Annotated in this window: 21 protein-coding genes and 1 pseudogene; 8 read left to right on the top strand and 14 right to left on the bottom strand. The window is 73.4% G+C overall.

What is annotated here, in order from left to right; translation table 11 throughout:
- The first annotated feature begins 115 nt into the window (after positions 1 to 115).
- Positions 116 to 1465, top strand: a complete 1350-nt coding sequence (locus ACZ6O2_RS10050) for an ABC transporter substrate-binding protein (protein ID WP_350702116.1) — start codon at positions 116 to 118, stop codon at positions 1463 to 1465.
- Positions 1466 to 1599: 134 nt separating this feature from the next.
- On the opposite strand, the gene ACZ6O2_RS10045 is transcribed toward ACZ6O2_RS10050, so the two are convergent.
- Together ACZ6O2_RS10045 and ACZ6O2_RS10040 are read right to left on the bottom strand one after the other, a co-directional pair.
- Positions 1600 to 2343 (bottom strand): enoyl-CoA hydratase/isomerase family protein, encoded by a 744-nt coding sequence (locus ACZ6O2_RS10045; protein WP_350702117.1) that lies wholly within the window; start codon positions 2341 to 2343, stop codon positions 1600 to 1602.
- A complete protein-coding gene (locus ACZ6O2_RS10040; RefSeq protein ID WP_466022600.1) occupies positions 2340 to 3197 on the bottom strand; it encodes a 3-hydroxyacyl-CoA dehydrogenase family protein in 858 nt (285 codons plus the stop codon). Before ACZ6O2_RS10040 ends, ACZ6O2_RS10045 begins: the two co-directional genes overlap by 4 nt.
- Before the next feature lie 162 nt (positions 3198 to 3359).
- Between ACZ6O2_RS10040 and ACZ6O2_RS10035 the strand changes: the two genes are divergently transcribed.
- Positions 3360 to 3656 (top strand): hypothetical protein, encoded by a 297-nt coding sequence (locus ACZ6O2_RS10035; protein ID WP_466022599.1) that lies wholly within the window; start codon positions 3360 to 3362, stop codon positions 3654 to 3656.
- Positions 3657 to 3704: 48 nt separating this feature from the next.
- On the opposite strand, the gene ACZ6O2_RS10030 is transcribed toward ACZ6O2_RS10035, so the two are convergent.
- Positions 3705 to 4484 (bottom strand): class I SAM-dependent methyltransferase, encoded by a 780-nt coding sequence (locus tag ACZ6O2_RS10030; protein ID WP_466022598.1) that lies wholly within the window; start codon positions 4482 to 4484, stop codon positions 3705 to 3707.
- Between the two features lie 53 nt (positions 4485 to 4537).
- Here ACZ6O2_RS10030 and ACZ6O2_RS10025 point away from each other — a divergent pair, with 53 nt between their 5' ends.
- Positions 4538 to 4936, top strand: coding sequence for a PPOX class F420-dependent oxidoreductase (locus ACZ6O2_RS10025; RefSeq protein ID WP_350702123.1), 399 nt, complete (start codon positions 4538 to 4540; stop codon positions 4934 to 4936).
- A gap of 211 nt (positions 4937 to 5147) precedes the next feature.
- On the opposite strand, the gene ACZ6O2_RS10020 is transcribed toward ACZ6O2_RS10025, so the two are convergent.
- Together ACZ6O2_RS10020 and ACZ6O2_RS10015 are read right to left on the bottom strand one after the other, a co-directional pair.
- The gene (locus tag ACZ6O2_RS10020) at positions 5148 to 5357 is read right to left on the bottom strand and encodes a BldC family transcriptional regulator (protein ID WP_007073996.1); all 210 of its coding nucleotides are present in this window, start codon (positions 5355 to 5357) and stop codon (positions 5148 to 5150) included.
- A gap of 251 nt (positions 5358 to 5608) precedes the next feature.
- Positions 5609 to 6448, bottom strand: coding sequence for a DUF8083 family protein (locus ACZ6O2_RS10015; protein ID WP_350702125.1), 840 nt, complete (start codon positions 6446 to 6448; stop codon positions 5609 to 5611).
- Positions 6449 to 6622: 174 nt separating this feature from the next.
- Between ACZ6O2_RS10015 and ACZ6O2_RS10010 the strand changes: the two genes are divergently transcribed.
- Both ACZ6O2_RS10010 and ACZ6O2_RS10005 read left to right on the top strand, forming a co-directional pair.
- Positions 6623 to 7705, top strand: coding sequence for a Leu/Phe/Val dehydrogenase (locus tag ACZ6O2_RS10010; RefSeq protein ID WP_350702126.1), 1083 nt, complete (start codon positions 6623 to 6625; stop codon positions 7703 to 7705).
- A 290-nt stretch (positions 7706 to 7995) separates the two neighbouring features.
- Complete coding sequence (locus ACZ6O2_RS10005; RefSeq protein ID WP_091099829.1) at positions 7996 to 8211, top strand: DUF3073 domain-containing protein; 216 nt, start codon at positions 7996 to 7998, stop codon at positions 8209 to 8211.
- Positions 8212 to 8360: 149 nt separating this feature from the next.
- Here ACZ6O2_RS10005 and amcA read toward each other — a convergent pair whose 3' ends face one another.
- From amcA to ACZ6O2_RS09980, 5 genes are all read right to left on the bottom strand, one after another.
- Positions 8361 to 8597, bottom strand: coding sequence for a multiple cyclophane-containing RiPP AmcA (gene amcA, locus ACZ6O2_RS10000; RefSeq protein ID WP_350702128.1), 237 nt, complete (start codon positions 8595 to 8597; stop codon positions 8361 to 8363).
- The gene (amcB, locus tag ACZ6O2_RS09995; RefSeq protein WP_466022657.1) at positions 8566 to 9669 is read right to left on the bottom strand and encodes a cyclophane-forming radical SAM peptide maturase AmcB; all 1104 of its coding nucleotides are present in this window, start codon (positions 9667 to 9669) and stop codon (positions 8566 to 8568) included. Before amcB ends, amcA begins: the two co-directional genes overlap by 32 nt.
- A 175-nt stretch (positions 9670 to 9844) precedes the next feature.
- Positions 9845 to 10999 carry a phosphoribosylformylglycinamidine cyclo-ligase gene (gene purM / locus ACZ6O2_RS09990; protein WP_350702130.1) on the bottom strand — a complete coding sequence of 385 codons (1155 nt, stop codon included), beginning with the start codon at positions 10997 to 10999 and terminating at the stop codon, positions 9845 to 9847.
- Positions 11000 to 11058: 59 nt separating this feature from the next.
- A complete protein-coding gene (purF, locus tag ACZ6O2_RS09985; RefSeq protein ID WP_350702132.1) occupies positions 11059 to 12597 on the bottom strand; it encodes an amidophosphoribosyltransferase in 1539 nt (512 codons plus the stop codon).
- A gap of 172 nt (positions 12598 to 12769) precedes the next feature.
- A complete protein-coding gene (locus tag ACZ6O2_RS09980; RefSeq protein WP_350684550.1) occupies positions 12770 to 13123 on the bottom strand; it encodes a sterol carrier family protein in 354 nt (117 codons plus the stop codon).
- 160 nt (positions 13124 to 13283) lie between these two features.
- On the opposite strand from ACZ6O2_RS09980, the gene ACZ6O2_RS09975 reads away from it, so the two are divergent.
- On the top strand, positions 13284 to 15254 hold the full coding sequence (locus ACZ6O2_RS09975; RefSeq protein WP_466022597.1) for a carboxypeptidase-like regulatory domain-containing protein: 1971 nt from the start codon (positions 13284 to 13286) through the stop codon (positions 15252 to 15254).
- Between the two features lie 259 nt (positions 15255 to 15513).
- Here ACZ6O2_RS09975 and ACZ6O2_RS09970 read toward each other — a convergent pair whose 3' ends face one another.
- The 4 genes from ACZ6O2_RS09970 to purS form a co-directional block, all read right to left on the bottom strand.
- Positions 15514 to 16269 carry a 2-phosphosulfolactate phosphatase gene (locus tag ACZ6O2_RS09970; protein WP_466022596.1) on the bottom strand — a complete coding sequence of 252 codons (756 nt, stop codon included), beginning with the start codon at positions 16267 to 16269 and terminating at the stop codon, positions 15514 to 15516.
- A gap of 4 nt (positions 16270 to 16273) precedes the next feature.
- Positions 16274 to 18991 carry a phosphoribosylformylglycinamidine synthase subunit PurL gene (gene purL / locus ACZ6O2_RS09965; protein ID WP_466022595.1) on the bottom strand — a complete coding sequence of 906 codons (2718 nt, stop codon included), beginning with the start codon at positions 18989 to 18991 and terminating at the stop codon, positions 16274 to 16276.
- A 130-nt stretch (positions 18992 to 19121) separates the two neighbouring features.
- Positions 19122 to 19805 carry a phosphoribosylformylglycinamidine synthase subunit PurQ gene (gene purQ, locus ACZ6O2_RS09960; protein ID WP_466022594.1) on the bottom strand — a complete coding sequence of 228 codons (684 nt, stop codon included), beginning with the start codon at positions 19803 to 19805 and terminating at the stop codon, positions 19122 to 19124.
- Positions 19802 to 20065 carry a phosphoribosylformylglycinamidine synthase subunit PurS gene (gene purS, locus ACZ6O2_RS09955; protein ID WP_030332194.1) on the bottom strand — a complete coding sequence of 88 codons (264 nt, stop codon included), beginning with the start codon at positions 20063 to 20065 and terminating at the stop codon, positions 19802 to 19804. Before purS ends, purQ begins: the two co-directional genes overlap by 4 nt.
- Before the next feature lie 408 nt (positions 20066 to 20473).
- Between purS and ACZ6O2_RS09950 the strand changes: the two genes are divergently transcribed.
- Positions 20474 to 21157: a S1 family peptidase gene (locus ACZ6O2_RS09950; RefSeq protein ID WP_350702141.1), complete on the top strand. Its 684-nt coding sequence runs from the start codon at positions 20474 to 20476 to the stop codon at positions 21155 to 21157.
- Positions 21158 to 21180: 23 nt separating this feature from the next.
- Positions 21181 to 21748: pseudogene (locus ACZ6O2_RS09945) on the top strand (YbjQ family protein).
- The last annotated feature ends 8 nt before the right edge of the window (positions 21749 to 21756 follow it).

Below are 21756 nucleotides of genomic sequence, written 5' to 3'. Positions count from 1 at the left end.
GGTGACTCTCCGTGCGCATGGCGGGCGACCTGCGGATTGAGTCGCCTCCGTGGTCCCGCCGCACATGTCGGCACGCTAATGTGCGCAGCGGACCTTCGCCGGAGGAAGGACGACCATGCTCAAGTCACGCGCCTCGCGGGCGGCCACCCTGGCCGCCTGCGCGACGTTCCTGCTCGCCACCAGCGCCTGCGGGACCGAGGGGCCCGACGAGGCGACGACCCACCAGGTGCGCCTCTACGGCTCCGACGGCAACATGCTCAACTCGTACCCCGCTGAGCTGAAGGACCGCGCCAGCCTCGTCGACGGCATGAAGGGCACCACGCCGATGACGCCGCTGCCGGAGAGCTTCAAGAACCGGCTACGGTCCGTCGACCCGCGGCTGAACGACTTCCTCTACACCGCCGAGACGTACGACGCGGTGGTGATCAGCGCGATCGCCGCCCAGCTCGCCGGCAGCACCGACCCCGCCGCCATCGCCAAGCAGATCGTCGGCGTCACCAACGAGGGGCAGCGCTGCGAGGACGTGGCGTCCTGCCTGGCGTTGGCCCGCGCCGGCCAGGACCTGGAGTACCGCAGCGTCTCGATGACCCGGGCCGGGTTCACCGACGCCGGCGAGCCGGCGACCGCCAGTTATGCCACGGTGCACTTCGACGGCCAGCAGCTCAACGACGGCAAGACGGAGTTCGTCGGCGCCGGCGACGAGTCGGCGGCGAGCACCGAGGCCCCGCCGAAGGGGAAGAAGCAGCGCGGTGGCCGCACCGACCGCAGCGACGGCTCCCCGCTGGTCGTGGGCGGCCTGCTGCCGATGACCGGTGACCTGGCCTTGGCGTATCCGCCGATGGCCGCCGCGGCCGCCCTGGCGATCAAGGAGATCAACGCGGCCGGCGGCGTGCTCGGCGAGCCGGTGGTCTGGATCGACGGCGACGACGGCACCAACCCGAAGGTGGCCAAGGCCACCGTGGCGAAGCACGTGGAGCAGAACGTGCACGTCCTCATCGGCGCCGGCGCCTCCGGGATCTCCCGCGAGGTCCTGCCCGACGTGGTGCGGGCCGGAAAGGTCCTGTTCTCCTCCTCGAACACCGACGCCGGGCTGACCAAGCTGGACGACAACGGCCTCTACTTCCGCACCGCACCGCCGGACAGCCTCCAGGGACGGGCGCTGGCCGACGTGATCCTCCGGGACGGGCCGCAGAAGATCGCGATCGTGGCCCGCAAGGACTCCTACGGCGAGGGCCTCCAGGCCACCGTCAAGGCGGAGCTGGAGCGTACCGGCGTCGACGGCGACCGGATCAAGCTGCTGACCTACGAGCCGCCGGCCGACGCCAAGGCCAACCCCGTGGACTTCACGGCCGGGGCGAAGGAGATCAAGGACTTCGGCGCGGACGCCGTGCTGATCATCGGGTTCGCGGAGTCGGCGCAGGTGATCCGCGCGCTCGCGGACGCCGGCGTGGAGATCCGGCACTGAGCCGCTGACCCGTCGCACGCGGACGGCCGCACCGGATAACCGGTGCGGCCGTCGTCGTCATGCCGCCGACGCCGCGACGGGGTGCCGGTACCGCCGCCGCGGGTGCCGGCGCGCCGCCGCGCGGATGCCCCCGGTCAGCGGGACCGTCGCCGCTCCAGGAAGTCGGTCATCCGCCGGTGCTTCTCCTCGTCCTCGAAGAGCACCGCCTGGCTGACCAGGTCGAGGTGCGGGTGCGCGGCGGCCGGCGCGTCGACCGCCAGCTTGGTCAGCCGCAGCGCCAACGCGGACCCCTTGGCCATCTCGTCCAGCAGCCCGTGCGCGGTGGGCAGCAGCTCGTCGGGCTCGGCCACCACCCGGTTGACCAGGCCGATCCGCAGCGCCTCCTCGGCGTCCACCCGGCGGCCGGTGAAGAGCAGTTCCTTGGCCCGGGCCTCCCCGACCAGTGCCGGCAGCCGGTGGGTCGCGCCCGCGCCGGCCAGGATGCCCAACCGCACCTCCGGCTGGCCGAACACCGCACGCTCGGTGCAGACCCGCAGGTCGCAGGCGTACGCCAGCTCGGCGCCGCCGCCCAGCGCCGGCCCGTCCACCGCCGCCACGGTCGGCATCGGCAGCGCCCTGATCCGGGCGAAGGCGGCGGAGTTGATCGCCGCGAGCGCGTCCAGCCGGCCCCGCTCGCGCAGTTGCCCGATGTCCGCCCCGCCGGCGAAGATGCCCTCGGTGCCGCCGGTGAGCAGCAGCAGGCGGGGGCGCGCCTCCAGCTCCGCGCAGACCTGGTGCAGCTCGGCGATCAGGTCGGCGTCGATGGCGTTGCGCTTCTCCGGCCGGTCGAGCGTGACCACCAGCCGGTCCGGCCGCTCCTCGACCCGCAGCCCGCTCACGACTTCACCCCGCCTTCCCAGCGGTAGAAGCCCTGACCCGACTTCTTGCCCAGCCTGCCGGCGGCCACCATCTCCACCAGCAGCGGCGGCGGCGCGAACCGGTCCCCGTACGCGGCCTGGAGGGTGCGCGCGATGTCCAGCCGCACGTCCAGCCCGACCAGGTCGGTCAGCTCCAGCGGACCGATCGGGTGCCGATAGCCGAGCACCATCGCCTTGTCGATGTCGGCCGGGCTGGCCACCCCGTCGGCGACCATCCGGATCGCCTCCAGGCCGAGGGTGACCCCGAGCCGGGAGGTGGCGAAGCCGGGCATGTCGCGTACGACGACGGGGTCCTTGCCCAGCCGGCCGGCGAGCGCGACGGCCGCGGCGGTGGTCTCGTCGGCGGTGGCCGGGCCGACCACGACCTCCAGCAGCGCCATCGCCCAGACCGGGTTGAAGAAGTGCAGCCCGACGAAGCGCCCGGGTCGCGCCAGCCCGCCGGCCAGCTCGGCGATCGAGATGCTGGACGTGTTGCTGCCCAGCAGCGCCGGACGCAGCGCCTCGGCCTCGCGCAGCACCGCCCGCTTGAGGTCCGGCCGCTCCGGCACGGCCTCCACCACCACGGCCGGCTCCTGCGCGACCTCGGCGAGCGCGGCCCGCAGCGTCACCCGCCCCCGGTTCGTCGCGGCCTGGTCGGCGGTCAGCTTGCCGCGCCCCACCGCCCTGTCCCACAGCTCACCGAGCCGGTCCACGGCTGCGGCGCCCCGGGCCCGGTCCACCTCGACCAGCTCGACGGCGTGCCCGGCCCCGGCCGCCACGTACGCGATGCCGAGCCCCATCGTGCCGGCCCCGACGACGACAAAGCGGTCGCTCATGACGCCTCCCTGCCTCCGGCGGCGACCCGGGGTTGACCCGCGCTCCGCCACCCGCTCCACTCGCTCATGGGCCGACCCTATGCAGCGACGCTCGCCCCGGCATGCGTGGGGGCGGCGCGGATCGGGTACGACGGCCGTCAACCGAGGGAAGGACGAACCGAGATGAGCCAGGCACCGGAGACCGTGGACAGTGCGGGCGCGGCGGAGACGGTGGAGACCCGCGGGGACGAGCGGGTCGACCTGCTGCGCGCGGACACCAACAACGACGGCCGCACCGACGTCTGGGTGGCCGACACCGACGGGGACGGCAGGCCCGACCTGTTCCAGTTCGACACCGACCACGACGGCAAGGTGGACGTCACGATGGTCGACCTCGACGAGGACGGCACCCCGGACGAGGTGGTCGACGGTGACGGCGGCCTCCCGCCCGAGCAGCTCACCCCGACTGTCCAGGTCTGAGGCGTACGCAGGTCGTCCGGGGTGCCGCCGCGCTGCGGGCCCCGGGCGTCAGCCGGCCAGGCGCAGGGTGGCCAGGTAGTACGGGGCGTCGTGATCGTCCACGTCGGTCAGCCGCCAGGCGGTGCCCCGGACCAGCTCGGCGAGTTCGTCGGGCGAGCAGACCAGGTAGTCGAACCACTCGGTGCCCAGCTCCCGGTAGCGCAGGCGGAGCCGGAGCTGCCCGCCGAGCCGGCCCCGGCGCCGGTTGCGCTCGTGGTAGCCCGTGTGCAGCGGGTCCCGGGTGCCGTACGGGTCGGTGCCCTGCGCGATGACCCGCGCGCCCGGCCGGGCCAGCGCGGCGAGCGCCGCCAGCAGGGCCGGGGCACGCTCCCGCCCCTCCAGCAGCCCGACGTTGTTGCCGAGCAGCAGGAACGTGTCGTAGCGCCGGCCGTCGGCGACGTGCGAGTCGACGGTCCCGTGCACCAGCTCGCGTACGCCCCGGCGGCGGCAGACGGCCAGCGCGCCGGCCGAGGTGTCCAGCCCGGTGACCGGCACGCCCCGTTCCTGGAGCAGCAGCGCGATCCGGCCCGCCCCGACCCCGACGTCCAGGGTGGCGCCCTCGACCCGGTCCACCGCCCGGTGGTCGTACGGCTGCCAGTCGGCCGGGCCGTCCAGGTAGTGCGCGGCGGGCGCGCCGTTGATCAGCCCGTCGTCCCGCTCGATGATCTCGATGACCGGCCTCGGCAGCCGCCCGCCGGCCAGCGGCCGGGGGCCGATGCCGGTGGCGACGGCGAGCGCGTCGCGCAGCATCTCGCCGAAGACGTCACCGATCCGTGGTTCCACCGTCACGGCTTCACGCTATCCGGCCGGTCAGTCAGCCGCGGCGGCCGTATCCTGGCGGGGTGGCCACACTGGACCGCCTCGCCGCGGAGAAATACATCCTGCTGACGACGTTCCGCAAGGACGGGCGGGCGGTGCCGACGCCCGTCTGGGCGGTCCGCGACGGCGACGCGCTGGCGGTGTGGTCGGCGGCGGATTCCGGCAAGGTGAAGCGGATCCGGCGCAGCGGAGACGTCACGGTCGCGCCGTGCGACGTCCGGGGCCGCCCGCACGGCGAGGCGGTGCCCGCCCACGCGACGCTCTGCGGCCCGGCCGACACCCGACGGGTCCGCGATCTGATCAAGCGGAAGTACCGGATGATCGGGCGGCTCAGCCTGCTCGGCAGCCGGTTGCGCCGGGGCGAGGGCGGCACGGTCGGCATCCGGGTCTCGCTCGCCGGCCGGCCCTCAGGCGGCGACTGACCCACGGCCGGCCCTCGGGCGGCGACTGACCCACGCCCCGCCCCCTGCCGTCGCCGCTGCTCCCGCCGTCGCCGCGCGGCGGCCGGGGCGCCTGTGCGGCCGGCATGCGCAACCGGTCCGGCCGCGGGCGCCGACCCGCCGGGCCCCGACACGACGAAGGGCGGCGGACCGTGTCCGCCGCCCTTCGTGCACACCCGTTGCCTTCCGGCCGTCAGTCCCCCTGGCGCTGCTGCGGGATCTGCCCCTGTAGCAGGGCTCTGACCTCCGACTCGCGGTACCGGCGGTGGCCCCCCAGGGTGCGGATGGCGCTGAGCTTGCCAGCCTTGGCCCACCGGGTCACCGTCTTCGGGTCGACACGGAACATCGACGCCACCTCGGCCGGCGTGAGTAGCGGCTCTGGTTCGTGCGTTCGCGATGCCATCGGTCACTCCTCCACATGTATAGACATCGGCCGGGGTCCCGCCGGTCGACGCGTCTCCCATGGTCCGGCTAGTCCCCGATGTCCGACATGGGCCGAACGGCCGAACGTCCCTAGACGGACGGATGAACCATGCCCGATTTATGCGACTTTTACACGGCAGAAAGTACCTTATTCGGACTCATGATCACGGTTCGTGATGCGTCAACTACGAGGACGCCTCGCCTTCGCGGCCCCGCCTGGGCGAATTGTTCTCAGTTGCACCGTTCCAGCAGCTGCACCGCGCGCCACCGCGCGACCAACTTGTCGTACGCCGCCGAGGCCTCCTCGGCCTCGCCCCGGGACAGCCCGGCGAGCCCGCTCGCCACCAGCTCGGGCGAGTCGTCGGCGGCCAGCGTCTCGTCGGAGAGCAGGTCGACCAGGCCGCCGTAGTCCAGCTCCACCATCGAGCGGGGGTGGAACTCCTCCAGCCAGCGGGCGGCCTCCTCGACCGCCTCCGTGATCGGCGCGTCGCCGACCGACTTGCGCAGCACCGACAGTGCCCGCGACGACCGGCGCCGCGCCTTCGAGATCTCCGTCCGGAAGCGCAGCGCCCGCCGGCCCGGACGGGTCACGTGGTGCCGCTCCTCCGGGTCGAAGAGCACGAACCAGCGCAGCGGCACACCCCACGTCGCGATCTGCTCGTGCAGCCGGGGCACGCCGTGCTCCAGCACGCGGGCCCCGCTGCGCCAGTCCTCCACCACCGCCTTGGCCTGCCCGGCGAGCACCGGCGGCACGAACGCGTCGGCCAGCACCGGCGGCACGCCGTCACGCGCGCTCAGCGCCGCCTCGGCCACCCGGATGCGCAGGTTCCACGGGCAGACCAACAGCGTGTCGTCGGCCTCCAGCACGTACGCCTCGTCCGGCAGGTCGGGCAGCCGCGTCCAGCCCGCGCCGAGCGCCTCGATCACGGACGTCCGTTGCCGGCCGGGCCCCTCCACGGGGGCCACCGCCCGCCCCTGCTCGACGTAGCGGCGCCAGTACGTCTGGCGGTCCCGGTCGAAAGCGGTCAGGGGCTCGTACACGCGCAGGTAAGAAGCGAAGAGCGACGGCACGGCGCGATCCTCCCACGAATCGGAACCCGACCGTCGTCGGCGCCGCGATCACGCGCGCCGTGGGCGGTCGGACGGCGTCGGCCGATACTAGGCTCAGCGGCACCGGCAGCATCCCGCCGGCGTCCACAGGTCCGCGTCCCACAAGGCCGCACCCCCCCACACCAGGAGCTACTCATGGGCGTATTCGCCAGCAACGACGACCCGGGATCCACGGGCCACGAACAGGTCGTGTTCTGCCAGGACAAGCAGTCCGGCCTGAAGGCGATCATCGGGATCTACTCCACCGCGCTCGGCCCCGCGCTCGGCGGCACCCGGTTCTACCCGTACGCGAGCGAGGAGGCCGCCCTCGCCGACGTGCTCGACCTGTCCCGGGGCATGGCGTACAAGAACGCCCTGGCCGGGCTGGACCTCGGCGGCGGCAAGGCGGTCATCTGGGGTGACCCCGAGCGGATCAAGAGCGAGGCGCTGCTGCGCGCCTACGGCCGCTTCGTGGAGTCCCTCGCCGGGCGTTACTACACCGCCTGCGACGTCGGCACCTACGTGGCCGACATGGACGTGATCGCCCGGGAGACGTCGTACGTCACCGGCCGCAGCGTCGAGCACGGCGGCGCCGGCGACTCCTCGGTCCTGACCTCCTGGGGCGTGTTCCAGGGCATGCGGGCCGCCGTCGAGCACGTCTGGGGCACCCCGACCCTGGCCGGCAGGCGGGTCGGCGTGGCCGGCCTGGGCAAGGTCGGCAAGTACCTGGTCGGCCACCTGCTCGGCGACGGCGCCGAGGTGGTGGCGACCGACGTCAACCCGAAGGCCCTGGAGTGGGCGCGCAGCACCCACCCGCAGGTCGCGCTCGTCGACGACGCCGCCGCGCTGGTCGCCGCCGACATCGACGTGTACGCCCCGTGCGCGCTCGGCGGCGCGCTCAACGACGACACGGTGCCGGCGCTGCGCGCCAAGGTGGTCGCCGGTGCGGCGAACAACCAGCTCGCCCACTCGGGCATCGAGAAGCTGCTGGCCGACCGCGGCATCCTCTACGCCCCGGACTACGTGGTGAACGCCGGCGGCGTGATCCAGGTGGCCGACGAGATCGAGGGCTTCAACTTCGAGCGGGCCAAGCTGCGCGCGACCCGGATCTACGACACCACCCGGGAGATCCTCCAGCTCGCCGACGCCGAGGGCGTGCCCCCGGCGGTGGCGGCCGACCGGCTGGCGGAGCGGCGGATGGCCGATGTCGGCCGGCTGCGCACGATCCACCTGCGATGAGCGTCACGGAGGCGGAGCCGGCCCGGTTCCGCCTCCGGCGCCGCCGCACCGAAGCGCGCCGTTAAGCTGATTTCGTCGGGCTTTGTCCGGTGTCACGGGCGCTCCCGGCACCGCTCCTTACCCGGTACAATCGGTGACGGCTGGATGACCGCGACGCGCGGCACCGGTCGACGGTAACCCGAGGTGCCGAACGATGGCATCCCCATGTACCGTAAGAGCTACGAGAGATGCCTGACGTCATCGGGGCCCGCCTTCGGGCTGCCCCGCATTCTGTGCGAGGGGGTCGAGCCATGGGGCGCGGCCGTGCTAAGGCCAAGCAGACGAAGGTGGCGCGGGAGTTGAAGTACCACTCCCCGAACACCGACCTCACCGCCTTGCAGCGCGAGTTGGCGGGTGCTGGTAAGTCTGAGCACAACTTCGACGACGACTACAAAGAGTATGTCGACGACGATGATGAGGATCACGCGGACGAAGACCCGGATCCCTGGGTACGTCCGACCCGCTGACCTCCGGTCGCAGCTGAGCACGCGGTAATCCCCCGCGTGCTCACGCATGTGCCCATCCGAAGCGGCGCCAACACCGACGATCAGGGACCATGCCGTCCCGGAGGCGACTCCGGCTGCTCGGCAGGTCCCTGATCCCGGTGTGGCCCGCCTCAGCGGGGCCGGTTGTTCCAGTTGTAGAACGTCGGGATGTTCTCGAAGTGGTTCCAGGCGCAGACGGCGCTCGCGCCGTCGCCGCCCGCCACCTCCGCCCGTAGCCGCCGCGCGGCCTCGGCCTCGTGGAGCAGAGCGCTGAGTCCCGGCGCGGCTTCCCGCACCCGATCGGCAACCTGGCCCGTGGCGGCGTCCACCCCACGCTCAGGCTGCCGGTGACTGGTGGTCTCGGGCATGCTCCAACACTCCCTCCAGTAGGTGGATCTTGCTGTTGCGGCAGTGCGCGGTCTCCGTACCGTCGAAACGCCCCAGCTCGAAGTAGCGGTTGGCGGCGTGGCCGCCGCCGCAGAAACCGAAGTAGGGGCAGGACGAGCGGCACGCCTCGACACCGGCGAGGAACTCACCGACCCAGGGCGTCCGGCCCGCGTGGGCGAGGATGTCGGCCAGCGGCGTGGTCAGCACGTTGCCGCTGCTGAAGTCGCCGTACCGGACGTCGGTGAAGCCGGCCAGCTCGGGCGAGAGCACCGTCACCGAGCCGTCGTGGCCGACGGTCGGGATCGGGTCCAGCCGCCGGGGCAGCACGTCGTCGGCGGTGCCGTCCAGCACGGCGGCGGCGTACCGCAACGACCACTCGACCTCGCGCAGGTGGATCCGGGGCTCCCGGCGCCAGGCCGCCACCAGCTCCGCCCAGAACGCGGTCACCGCCCGGGCGTCGTGGGAGTTGTCGCGGAGGTTGACCCCCTCGGTCTCCTCGATGTTGACGCCGAGCACGTCACACCCCAGGCCGAGAAAGTAGTCGTACAGCTCGGTGGCGAGGCCCGGCTCCGGGCGGCCCACCACCGCCAGCGCCGAGAACGGCAGCCCGTGCCGGCGCAGCGCCGCCACCCCGCGCACGATCCGGTCGTACGCCGGCCCGCCGGCCCGGGTGACCCGGTCGCCGTTGCGCTCCCGCGGGCCGTCCACGCTCACGCTCACCCGCACCCGGTGCTCGGTGAAGAACGCGCACCACGCGTCGTCGATCAGCGTGGCGTTGGTCTGCACGTGGTGCTCGACCTCGGGCCCGAAGGGCGCGATCAGCGCGGCGAGATGCTCCCGGCCGGTGGCGAGCGGCTCCCCGCCGTGCCACACCACGGAGAAGCGGCCCGCCGCCGCCCACGGGTTGACCGACGCGGCCACCGCCTCGGCCACCGGCACCGGCATCCGCCGGTCGACCGCCCGGAACGGCAGGTAGCAGTAGGCGCAGTCCAGGTTGCACAGGGTGGTCGGCTGCATCACGACGTACGAGGGGACGGCGGCCAGGCCGCGCATCCCGCTGAACGACTGTCCCCGAGCAGCCATTGCCCTCCTCCGCGCCTGAAGGGCTGTCGGGGCCCCGGTGAGGGGGTTGCCCCGACAGCGTTGAGGGTGCCCCTCAGGCTAGGCGGCGACGGCCACTCGGGTGAAGCCCTGATCAGGTGCCCGTACGGTCACCGGGGCGCGATCATCATCCCCGGGTGTGCTGCCCGATCATCTGCACGTTGCCGGAGCCCTCGATGATCTCGCCGGCCTGCCACGCGTCGACGCCGCGGCCGGTCAGCGTGGCCAGCGCGCGGTCCGCGTCCTCGGCGGAGACGATCGCGAACATGCCGACGCCCATGTTGAACGTCGCCTCCATCTCCGGGTCCTCGATCCGCCCCTTGGTCTGGATCAGGTCGAAGATCGGCTGCGGCTTCCAGGTGGACCGGTTGACCACCGCGTCGACGTGCTCGGGAAGCACCCGCACGAGGTTACCGGGGATGCCGCCGCCCGTGACGTGGGCGATGGAGCGCACCTCGGCCTCGGCGATCAGCTTGAGGCAGTCCTGCGCGTAGATCTTGGTCGGGGTGAGCAGTTCCTCGCCGAGGGTGCGCTGCCGGCCGAAGTCGTCGATCACCACGTCGAGCCGCATCCGGCCGGCGCCCAGCAGCACGTGCCGGACCAGGGAGTAGCCGTTGGAGTGCAGGCCGGAGGAGCGCATCGCGATCACCACGTCGCCCACCTCGACCCGCTCCGGGCTGAGGATGTCGGCCTCCTCCACCACGCCGACGCCGGTGGCGGAGATGTCGTACTCGTCCGGGCGGAGCACGCCGGGGTGCTCGGCGGTCTCGCCGCCCAGCAGGGCGCAGCCCGCGTACCGGCAGCCGTCGGCGATGCCGGCGCCGATCTCGGCGACCTTGTCCGGCACGACCTCGCCGGTGGCGATGTAGTCGAGCAGGAAGAGCGGCTCGGCGCCGCAGGCGACCAGGTCGTCGACGACCATCGCGACGAGGTCGATGCCCACCGTGTCGTGGATGTCCATCTGCTGCGCGATCACCAGCTTGGTGCCGACGCCGTCGGTGGACGAGGCCAGGATGGGGTTCTTGTACTTCTTCGTGTCCAGCCGGAACAGCCCGGCGAAGCCACCCAGGTCGCCCATCACCTCCGGGCGCCGGGTCTGCTTCACCTTCGACTTCAGCAGCTCGACCGCCCGGTCGCCCGCCTCGATCGAGACCCCGGCGTCCGCGTACGAGACCGACCTCTTGCGCGCCGGCCGGCCGGTGCCGGCCGTCCAGGGCTGACGGTCGCCGCCGGCGCCGGTCGGGCTGCTTCCTGCGCCGCTGCGCTCGGACACGTGCGTCACGGTTCTCCCCTTTGTGGTTCTGGCGCCGCGCCGGCGGTGACCGGCCGCGCCGGGTGGTGCTACGGGCGGTGTGTGGTCGCGCCGCCCGGAGTGGCGACGAGCGGAGGGGTGGTGTGCTCGGGGGCGTCGGGCGCCGCGGTGACGCGCCGGCCCACCCCCTCGAGCACGTGCTTGCCGATCAGGTTGCCGGCGGGCAGGTCGATCGGGTATTCCCCGTCGAAGCACGCGCGGCACAGCCGGGTCTTCGGCTGCTCGGTGGCGGCGATCAGACCCGGAAGCGAGACATAGCCCAGCGTGTCCGCGCCGATCGACCGCCGGATGCCCTCGTTGTCCAGCCCGTTGGCCAGCAACTCGGCGCGGGTGGCGAAGTCGATGCCGTAGAAGCAGGGCCAGCGGACCGGCGGCGAGGAGATGCGCACGTGCACCTCCAGCGCGCCGGCCTCGCGCAGCATCCGCACGATCGCCCGCTGCGTGTTGCCGCGCACGATCGAGTCGTCGACCACGACCAGCCGCTTGCCCCGGACGTTCTCCCGCAGCGGATTGAGCTTGAGCCGGATGCCGAGCTGGCGCAGGGTCTGCGACGGCTGGATGAAGGTCCGCCCGACGTACGGGTTCTTCATCAGGCCGGCGCCGTAGGTGATCCCGGACTCCTCGGCGTAGCCGATGGCGGCCGGGGTGCCGGACTCCGGCACCGGGATGACCAGGTCGGCCTCGACCGGGTGCTCCTTGGCCAACTGACGGCCGATCTGCACCCGGGCCGCGTGCACGTTGCGGCCGGCGATCGTGGCGTCCGGACGGGCGATGTAGACGTACTCGAAGAGGCAGCCCTTGGGCTCCGGGGCGGCGAACCGGCTGGAACGCAGGCCGTCCTCGTCGATCGCGATCAGCTCGCCGGGCTCGACCTCGCGGACCACGCTCGCGCCGACGATGTCCAGGGCGGCGGTCTCGCTCGCCACCACCCAACCGCGCTCCAGGCGGCCCAGCACCAGCGGGCGTACGCCGTGCGGGTCGCGGGCCGCGTAGAGGGTCGACTCGTCCATGAAGACGAAGCTGAACGCGCCGCGCAGCTGCGGCAGCACCTCCAGCGCGGCCGCCTCCACCGACAGGTCGGGGCGACTGGCCAGCAGCATCGTCACCAGGGAGGTGTCGTTGGTCGAGCCGTCGGCGGCCAGGCCCCGCTCGGTCACCTCGCGCTGGAGGTCGGCCGTGTTGACCAGGTTGCCGTTGTGCGCCAGCGCGATCGTGGTGCCGGAGCTGGTGGACCGGATGGTCGGCTGGGCATTCTCCCAGGTCGAACCGCCGGTGGTGGAGTAGCGGGCGTGGCCGATCGCCACGTGCCCGCGCAGACTGGCCAGGGTCGGCTCGTCGAAGACCTGGGCGACCAGGCCGAGGTCCTTGTAGACCACGACGCCGGAGCCGTCGCTGACCGCGATGCCGGCGGCCTCCTGGCCACGGTGCTGGAGGGCGTATAGCCCGAAGTAGGTGAGGTTGGCGACCTCCTCCCCGGGCGCCCAAACACCGAAGACGCCACACGCGTCCTGGGGGCCTGGTCGTTGGGGATCAAGGTCGTGGCTCAGCCGGCCGTCGCCTCGGGGCACCTGCGCTCCCTCATGCTGGTCTGGACCGGCCTGGCGAACCACGCGGGGGGCGGGATTCGCGCTCCTCGGCCGGGACCACTGTCGTCGCCTGACAGTGTACGCGAATCCCCGTCGACACAGAAAGTCACGATATGGCTCCCGAGCGTCACCGGCCGGTCGCGCGTCGCCGCAGCTAGAGGGGCAGGTGCTCGGAGAGGTCCGCCCGGATTCCGCTCACCCGCACGCGACCCTGGGTGATCGCCTCGGCCCAGTCGAGCCGCCCGGTCGCCACCGCCAGCCAGGTCGCCGGATCCATCTCCACGACGTTCGGCGGGGTGCCGCGGGTGTGTCGAGGCCCGGGGATGCACTGAACTGCGCCGTAAGGTGGGACACGCACCTCCACCGATCGGCCGGGGGCGCGCTCCGCGAGGACGGTCAACAGGGCACGGACCGCCTCTCGGAGGACCGGCCGTTCGGGCGTACGCCCCTCGTCGAGCGCCGACAACGCCGCCGCGACCGCGGCGGACTTTATGTGCGGAGAGGACACGACGGGACGATACGACTCGAACGCAGTGAGTCACACGCTGGCCCTGGGTCGCGCCGATCCGGTCAGACAAGGCATAGTTGCCGACGGCGTATTCGTACCGTGATGATCCCCGGCCCGGCGCCCCGCCGGCCGAGGGAAGTCAGTCCGGAAGGCGGTGGACGTGTCAACACACCGACGTGCCTGGAAGCAGCGGGCCGGTGTGGTCGTGGCGCTGGTTGTCGGCGCTCTGCTCGCTGTCCCCGCCACACCAGCCCTGGCCGCCGACGTCAAGGTGTCCCCGAACTCTGCCACGGTGCAGGCGGGTAACGAGACGTCGGTCACCGTCTCGATCACTCCGACGAGCCCCACCGAAAGGTCGGTCAACCTCAGCCTCGCGGGTCTGCCGCAGGGGGTCGAGTGCGTCCGGGGTTGCGGGCAGGTCGAGCTGAACTTCGGAGAAACAGCGTCGCCGGAGGTTCGGCTGCGGGCGGCCAACAACGCTCCGGGCGTCGACCGGCAGCAGGTCACCGTCAACGTCTCGGGCTCCGGCGGCGCCTCGTTCAACCTGACCGTCAGGGGCCGTGAGGCGGAGCCGAGCCCGTCGCAGACGCAGACCGTCCGGTCGGTCTCCGGCAAGGTGGTCGCCCAGGCGAACGGCAAGGCCGTGCCGAACGCCGTGGTGATGCTCCAGGACGGCGCCGGCAACAAGCGGGACACGGTCAGCGACGACAGCGGCAACTACCGCTTCACCGGCACCACCGAGAAGCCGATCGCGCCGGGCCGGCTCGCCATCGGCGCCAGCGTCGGTGAGGTGTACGCCACCAAGGCATTCGACGCGAGCGCGGGCCAGAGCATCACCGGCCAGCGCATCGCCCTGGCGATCAAGGTCGAGACGACCCCGAGCGCCACCCCCTCGGCCACCGACGAGCCCCTCCCCACGGACGAGGCCCTCGACGAGACCCCCGGGGAGGAAACCGAGGCGAGCCCGGGCGCGGCGGCCAACGCCAGCAACGAGGACTCCGGCGGCATGGGCTCCTGGCTGATCATCCTGCTCGGCGGCCTGCTCGTCGCTGCGGGTGTCGGCACCATCGTGCTGCTCTGGATGCGACGCAAGGACAACGGCGACGAGGGCGGCGACGACGCCCCGGCGGGCGCCGCCGCGGGGGGCGCGGTCCCGGCGGCGCGCGGGGCGTACCGGGGCGCGGGCGCGGACGACCAGACCCGGGTGGTCAACCGGGCCGGCGCCGGGCCGGACCCGACGATGGTCGGCGGCACCTCGCTCAGCGACGCACCGACGATGCTGCACCGCCCCGTGGTCGACGACGTGCCGCCGGACCCGTACGGCGCGCCCCCGCAGCCCTACGGCGCGGCAGGCGCCGGGCAGGGCTGGGCCGGCAACGGCTACGACGACGAGCCGGCCGGCTCGGGCGGCTACGGCGCCGGTGGCTACGGCAACGCGCCGTCCTCCGGCGGTGGCTACGGCAACGCCCCCGCCTCGGGCGGCGGCTACGGCGGCCACGACTACGGCGCTCCGGCCAGCGCGGCGGGTGCCGCTGGTGCCGCTGGTGCCGGCGGCTTCTCGGCGGGGGCCGGGGGCGGGCGGGGCTACGGCGACCGCTACGACGAGCCGACCGGCCGCTACACCGGCGAGTCCACCCAGTACCCGGCCCCGGCCGACCCCTACGCGACGGGCGTATACCAGCCGGAGCAGGGCCAGGGCTACGGCCGGTCCGAGTCCGCGCCGTACGGGCGGGGCGGGGAGCCGACCGGCGGCTACGACCAGCGCGGCGGCTACGACCAGCAGGGCGGCTACGGCCAGGAACCCCCGCAGCAGCGCGGCGGCTACGACGACCCCGGCTACGGCCAGCAGGGCGGCTACGGCCAGGAGCCCCCGCAGCAGCCCGGCGGCTACGGCCAGGGCGGCTACGACCAGCCCACCGCGTACGACCAGGGTGGCTACGGCCAGCGGGGCGGCTACGGCCAGGAGCCTCCGCAGCAGCGCGGCGGATACGACGACCGTGGTGGCTACGACCGTGGCGGCTACGGCCAGCAGGGCGGCGGCTACGACGACCCGCAGGCCGGGCGTGGTCGCCCGGACGGCCCGCCGCAGCAGGACCGGGGCGGCCGCCGGCTGGACTGGCTGGACGACTGACCGCACGGGCGCAGGCCCGACGACGACAGCAGCGCGGCGAGGGCCGCCCGGGATTCCGGGCGGCCCTCGCCGTTGTGGCGCACCACACCGTCAGTCCGTCTGCCGAGGCGACGGCAGTCCGGCGGACGCGGGTGAACGGACGCCGGGCGGCACACCGCACAGACCCGGCGGGCGGCAGGGCGCAAGCGGCGAGCGGGGTGGCAGGGCGCGAGTCAGCGGCAGGACGCGAGTCGGCGGCAGGGCGCGAGCCGGCGAACCGTCAGGCGGCGGAGAAGACGCCCTGGCGCAGCACCGGGACCACGTCGGAGACGCCGACCCGGACGGCGATCTCGACGTCCTGGGCGAAGCCGCCCTCGACCAGCTCACGGCCGGACACGCTGCCGCGTACCGCGGCGGGAACGTCGGGGGTGCTGGCGAGCGCGGCGAGCGCCATGGCCGCCTCCACGGAGAGACCGCCGGTCACCCCGGAGAGGGCGTCCAGCACGCTGGCCGCCCCGAGCTGGTCCTCCACGGCGGGGCGCAGCGAACCGTCCGGCCAGCGCTCGCCCGAGGCGACCACGCCGATCGGGGCGTCCGTCGAGCCGTACCCGTGACGGCGCAGCCAGCGCCCGACGGCGCGCGCGTTGCGCAGGCAGGCCGCGACCACCGGCAGGCCGGTGGCGCTGGCCGCGGCGCTGATCGCCGAGCCGTTGGGCGACGGCAACACGAGGTCGGCGACGACCGGCGCGGTGCTCAGCGCCGCCGGCGAGAGCGACCACGGGTGCTCCGGCGACGTCTGCCGGCGGCCCACCGCGGCGACCGCGCCGACCCGTCGCGCGTAGTCGGCCGCCTGCTCCCCCCACGGGAACGGGTGCACCCGCATGCCGCGCCCGACGGCGACCTCCACGGCGGTGGTGAACGAGAGCACGTCCACCACCACCAGCACCGCGCAGACCCGGCCGAGCTCAGCCGCTCCCGTCAGCCCCCAGTCGAACCGGGCGCCGGATCCGGGTTGGGCGTAGACGGCCGCGGCCAACGCCTCAGCGCTTATCGGGCGCGGAGGGCTGCTCGGTGTCACCGGAGTCGGGGTCGGACGCGGCGTCGGACCCGGTCGGGCCGTCGGCGGCCGGCTCCCCGGGAGCGGGGACCGCGGCCTCCACCGGCGCCACGGCACCGGTCGACGGGACCGGCCCGGCCGACGCGATCGGCTCGGACGCGACGTCCGCCGGGTCCACCGGCGCCACCTCGGCCCGCTCGGCGTCGGGCAGCGGCACGGCCTCGACCGCACCGGCCACGCCGGCTGCCGGCGCGGGCACCTGGACGACCTCCGAGCCCCCGAAGAGGCGCGGCAGCGTCGCGGTGTGCGCGGCGCGCAGCTCGTCCAGGCCGATCCGGAACTGTCCGTGCACCTCCAGCGCGCCGCCGGCCGGGTCGGTGACGCCGATCAGCTCGAACGGCACCCCGCGCTCGGCGCACAGGGCGGTGAACGCCTTCTCGTGGCCACGCGGCACCGAGACCAGGACCCGCCCCGCGGACTCGCTGAACAGGTAGACGAACGGCATCGAGCCGCTGGCGAACCGCTCCGGCACCGCGATCCGGGCGCCGACCCCGCGCCGCAGGCTGGACTCGACCAGACCCTGCGCGAGGCCGCCGTCGGAGAGGTCGTGCGCGGAGCTGAGGTGCCCGACCCGGGCGGCCTCCGCCAGCAGGTCCGCCAGCCGCCGCTCGTGGGCCAGGTCGACCTGCGGGGGTACGCCGCCGAGGTGCTCGTGGGTGACCCACGCCCACTCCGAGCCGGAGAGCTCCACGTGCGTCTCGCCGAGCAGGAAGAGCTGGTCGTGGTCGCCGCCGGGGCGCGGCACGAAGCCCATCGGCACCCGGTTGGCGACGTCGTCGAGCACGCCGAGCACGCCGACCACCGGGGTGGGGTGGATGGCCGCCGCGCCGGTCTGGTTGTAGAAGCTGACGTTGCCGCCGGTCACCGGGATGCCCAGCTCGGCGCAGCCGTCGGCCAGGCCACGGACGGCCTCGGCGAACTGCCACATCACGCCCGGGTCCTCCGGCGAGCCGAAGTTCAGGCAGTTGGTGACGGCGATCGGCTTCGCGCCGGTGACGGCGACGTTCCGGTACGCCTCGGCCAGCGCGAGCCTCGTGCCGTGGTACGGGTCGAGGCGGGCGTACCGGCCGTTGCCGTCCACCGACAGCGCCACGCCGAGCCCGGTCCGCTCGTCGATCCGGATCACGCCGGAGTCCTCGGGCTGGGCGAGCACGGTGTTGCCCAGCACGTACCGGTCGTACTGCTCGGTGACCCAGGTCTTGTCGGTCAGGTTCGGCGACGCGATCATGCGCAGCACGGTCTCGCGCAGCGCCTCCGGGTCGGCTGGCCGGGGCAGCGTCTCCGCGCGGTCGGCCTGGAGCAGGATCAGGTCGGCCGGCTCGCGCATCGGGCGGGCGTAGACCGGGCCGTCGTCGACCAGCGAGCCCGGCGGCACGTCGACCACGAGCTGGTCCCGCCAGGTGATCACCACCCGGCCCGGCTGGCCGTCGGGGGCCGGCGGGGTGACCTCGCCGATCGCGGTGGCCCAGACGCCCCACTTCTCGGCGGTCTTGAGCACGGCGTCGAGCTTCTCCGGCTCGACCACCAGCAGCATCCGCTCCTGCGACTCGCTGGCCAGGATCTCGTGCGGCTCCATCGAGGGCTCGCGCAGCGGCACCCGCTCCAGCCACACCCGCATGCCGGTGCCGGCCGCCGCGGCGGTCTCGGTCAGCGCGCAGGTCAGGCCGGCGCCGCCGAGGTCCTGGATGCCGACGACGAGCTGGGCGTCGTAGAGCTCCAGGCAGGCCTCGATGAGCAGCTTCTCCATGAACGGGTCGCCCACCTGCACCGACGGGCGGCGCTGCTCGCTGCCCTCGTCGAAGGTGGCGCTCGCCAGCACCGACACGCCGCCGATGCCGTCCCGGCCGGTCTTGGCGCCCATCAGCACCACGACGTTGCCCGGGCCGGCGGCGGCCTTGTTCTGCAGGCGGTTGACCGGCAGCACGCCGAGGCAGAGCGCGTTGACCAGGGGGTTGCCCTGGTAGCAGGGGTCGAACACGACCTCGCCGCCGATGTTCGGCAGGCCGAGGCAGTTGCCGTAGCCGCCCACGCCGGCGACGACGCCGGGCAGCACCCGGGCGGTGTCGGGGTGGTCGGCCGCGCCGAAGCGCAGCGGGTCCATCACGGCGACCGGGCGGGCGCCCATGGCCAGGATGTCCCGGACGATGCCGCCGACGCCGGTGGCCGCGCCCTGGTAGGGCTCGACGAAGCTGGGGTGGTTGTGCGACTCGACCTTGAAGGTCACCGCCAGCTCGTCGGAGACCTGCACCACGCCGGCGTTCTCGCCGATGCCGGCGAGCAGCCGGTCGCTCGGCGGGGCCTTCTCCCCGAACTGGCGCAGGTGCACCTTGCTCGACTTGTAGGAGCAGTGCTCGCTCCACATGATCGAGTACATGGCCAGCTCGGCCTGGGTGGGCCGACGGCCGAGGATGTGCCGGATCCGGTCGTACTCGTCGTCGCGGAGCCCCAGCTCGGCGTACGGCTGCAGCTCACCGGGGGTGTCCACGGCGTGCGGCACGGTGTCCAGGCCGGCCGCCCAGTCGGCCGTCGCCGGCCCGGTGGGCGCGGCCGGCGGCGCGACGGCGGCCGCGCCCACCGGCTGCGCCGGGCCGGCCGGGAAGGCCTCCGGGGTCTCCCGTACCTCGTCCGGATGGCTGGTCATGACCTCTCCTCGCTGCGCTCAGGGCCGCCGTGCGGGCGGGTGAGCCGACCGATGATGCCGCCGCGCACGGTCACCGCCCCGCACGTCGTTCGCGACTGCGGGGCTCGCGGACCCGGCTCACTCCTCGCGCTCACGCGGGCGCCCCCACCAGGTGCTTGAGCACCGAGGTGAAGAAGCCGAGGCCGTCCAGGGAGGGGCCGGTGAGCGCCTCCACGGCGTGCTCGGGGTGCGGCATGATGCCGACCACGTTGCCGGCGGGGTTCGTGATCGCGGCGATGTCGCGCTGCGACCCGTTGGGGTTGCCGCCGACGTAGCGGGCGACCACCCGGCCCTCGGCTTCGAGCTGGTCGAGCGTCGCGGTGTCGGCGACGTAGCAGCCCTCGCCGTTCTTGACCGGGATCAGCGCCTCCTGGCCGGGCTGGAACGCGTTCGTCCACGCGGTGCCGACCGACTCGATGCGCAGGACCTGGTCCCGGTTGCGGAAGTGCAGGTGCTGGTTGCGGGTGAGGGCCCCGGGCAGCAGGTGGGCCTCGCAGAGGATCTGGAAGCCGTTGCAGATGCCGAGCACCGGCAGGCCGCCCCGGGCCGCGTCCACGATCGTCTCCATCACCGGGGCGAACCGGGCGATGGCCCCGCAGCGCAGGTAGTCGCCGTAGGAGAAGCCGCCGGGCAGGACGACGGCGTCCACCCCGTGCAGCCGCGGGTCACCGTGCCAGAGACGGACCGGTTCGGCGCCCGCGATGCGGACGGCCCGGGCCGCGTCCCCGTCGTCCAGCGAGCCGGGGAACGTGACCACACCGACCCGGGCGGTCACGAGCGGGCGTCCGCGGTCTCGTCGGCCTCGACCAGGCGGACGGTGAAGTCCTCGATGACCGGGTTGGCGAGCAGTTTGTCGGCGATCTCCCGGGCCCGGTCCAGGTCCGGTTCACCGGTGAACTCGATCTCGATCCGCCTGCCGATCCGAACCGAGGCGACGTCGCTGACGCCGAGCCGGGGCAGCGCGTTTGCGACGGCCTGGCCCTGCGGATCGAGGATCTCGGGCTTGAGCATGACGTCGACGACGACGCGAGGCACTGGGCACTCCTGACTGTGTACGCAGTTGGGTGCCTACCCACAACGGGCGAGCGCAGCCAGCCTACCTGGCAGATACGGCCCTGGACGCACCGGCCGGACGCAGTTCAGGCGGTGGTCGGCGTTCCCGGCGCGGAGGCCGCGGACCGATACGGGTTCGTTGCGATCCCGATGCGTTTCCGTTGCCGACCAGCCCGTTTCGCCCCACTCCGGCCGCCGGGACGCCCGCCGCCATCGACCGGCGGACCACCACTCCCATCGATGGGATTCGATGAAACTCTTGTGAACGACATCTCAGGAGCCCTACCGTACATCGTCGTACGTCGATTGGACGTGCCCGGCCGCCGGCCACCCCGACCGCGGCCGGCAGCTCGACCCGGTGACCCCGGGCCCATCCCCGAAGGAGCCCCCATGCGCATCCGATCCATGATCGCGGTGCTGGCCACCGCAGCGGCCGGCCTGCTCGGCGCCAGCTCCGGCGCCCTCGCCGCCCCGGCGGGCCCGCAGCCCATCATCGGTGGCGGGACCGTCTCGTCCGCCCCGTGGGCCGCCGCGGTGTTCAGCAACGGATCGTTCACCTGCTCCGGCACGATCATCGCGCCGGAGTGGGTGCTCACCGCCCGGCACTGCCTCGGCGGCAGCATGTCCGTCCGGGTCGGCAGCGTCTACCGCTCCTCCGGCGGGGTCACCCGCACGGTGAGCGCCACCTACAGCCGCTACGACCTGGCCCTGATGCGCCTGTCCAGCTCGGTGAGCACCTCGTACGTCACGCTGGCCAGCAGCAACCCGCCGATCGGCTCCACCAACTCGATCTACGGCTGGGGCATGACCTGCTACAGCGGCTGCTCCGCCTCCAGCCAGCTGAAGACCGCGAGCGTCCAGGTGACCAGCAACAGCGCCACCGACGCGTACGGCGGCCAGGCGATCCGGAGCACGCGGATCAACGGCAACGCGTGGCGGGGCGACTCGGGCGGCCCGCAGTTCTACAACGGCCGCCAGGTCGGCGTCGCCTCGACCGCCGACGGCTACAGCATCCAGAACTACGGCAGTGTCGCGTACAACCGGGCCTGGATCACCTCGGTGGCCGGTGTCTGACGGTTAGCGCCCGGGCGGCGCGGATGGCCGGCCACGCGCCGGCCGTCCGCGCCGCGCCGTTTTGCAGCATCCGATCAGGTGAACAAGGCTCGCGATCGGGTGCGGGGTCGCCCTGACAGCATCGGAAACGTGCTGGTCGTGACGACGGAGCAACTACCCGGGTACGAGATCCGCCAGATCCTCGGCGAAGTGGTGTCGTCGATGGCCAGGACGCGGAACCCGTACCGCGAGGGGGTCAAGAACCTGCGCGGTGGCGCGTACGACCCGATGGCGCCGGACAACCTGACCCGGTGGCGTACCGACTCGGTGGCCCGGCTCGGCGAGGAGGCCCGCCGCCTCGGCGCGAACGCCGTGGTGGGCATGCGCTTCGACAGCCGCGACTGCGGCGAGATGTGGATGGAGATCTGCGCGTACGGCACGGCGGTGATCGTGGTGCCCAAGGTGCCCGACGTCATGCCGCCCGACCAGCCGCTGGTCGCCGCGGAGACCGCCCACGACCCCGCCTTCGCCGACTCCCCGGGCGGCATCGCCGAGCCGGCGAGCGCCCCCACCCTCCGCACCGCGGCCGAAACCCCCACCCGCGACTCCTGACCCACCGG

Source organism: Micromonospora sp. NPDC048040, from assembly GCF_055587185.1.
Note: the sequence above shows the minus strand (reverse complement) of the source record. Positions and strands in the feature narration are given on the sequence as shown.

What these genes read in the sequence shown, in the direction of transcription:
- amcA (WP_350702128.1), bottom strand. Translation starts at nt 8,597, where the DNA reads ATGCCCGAGACCACCAGTCACCGGCAGCCTGAGCGTGGGGTGGACGCC.
- ACZ6O2_RS10035 (WP_466022599.1), top strand. Translation starts at nt 3,360, where the DNA reads ATGAGCCAGGCACCGGAGACCGTGGACAGTGCGGGCGCGGCGGAGACG.
- amcB (WP_466022657.1), bottom strand. Translation starts at nt 9,669, where the DNA reads ATGCGCGGCCTGGCCGCCGTCCCCTCGTACGTCGTGATGCAGCCGACC.
- ACZ6O2_RS10050 (WP_350702116.1), top strand. Translation starts at nt 116, where the DNA reads ATGCTCAAGTCACGCGCCTCGCGGGCGGCCACCCTGGCCGCCTGCGCG.
- purL (WP_466022595.1), bottom strand. Translation starts at nt 18,991, where the DNA reads ATGACCAGCCATCCGGACGAGGTACGGGAGACCCCGGAGGCCTTCCCG.
- ACZ6O2_RS10040 (WP_466022600.1), bottom strand. Translation starts at nt 3,197, where the DNA reads ATGAGCGACCGCTTTGTCGTCGTCGGGGCCGGCACGATGGGGCTCGGC.
- ACZ6O2_RS09950 (WP_350702141.1), top strand. Translation starts at nt 20,474, where the DNA reads ATGCGCATCCGATCCATGATCGCGGTGCTGGCCACCGCAGCGGCCGGC.
- ACZ6O2_RS10005 (WP_091099829.1), top strand. Translation starts at nt 7,996, where the DNA reads ATGGGGCGCGGCCGTGCTAAGGCCAAGCAGACGAAGGTGGCGCGGGAG.
- ACZ6O2_RS10010 (WP_350702126.1), top strand. Translation starts at nt 6,623, where the DNA reads ATGGGCGTATTCGCCAGCAACGACGACCCGGGATCCACGGGCCACGAA.
- ACZ6O2_RS10020 (WP_007073996.1), bottom strand. Translation starts at nt 5,357, where the DNA reads ATGGCATCGCGAACGCACGAACCAGAGCCGCTACTCACGCCGGCCGAG.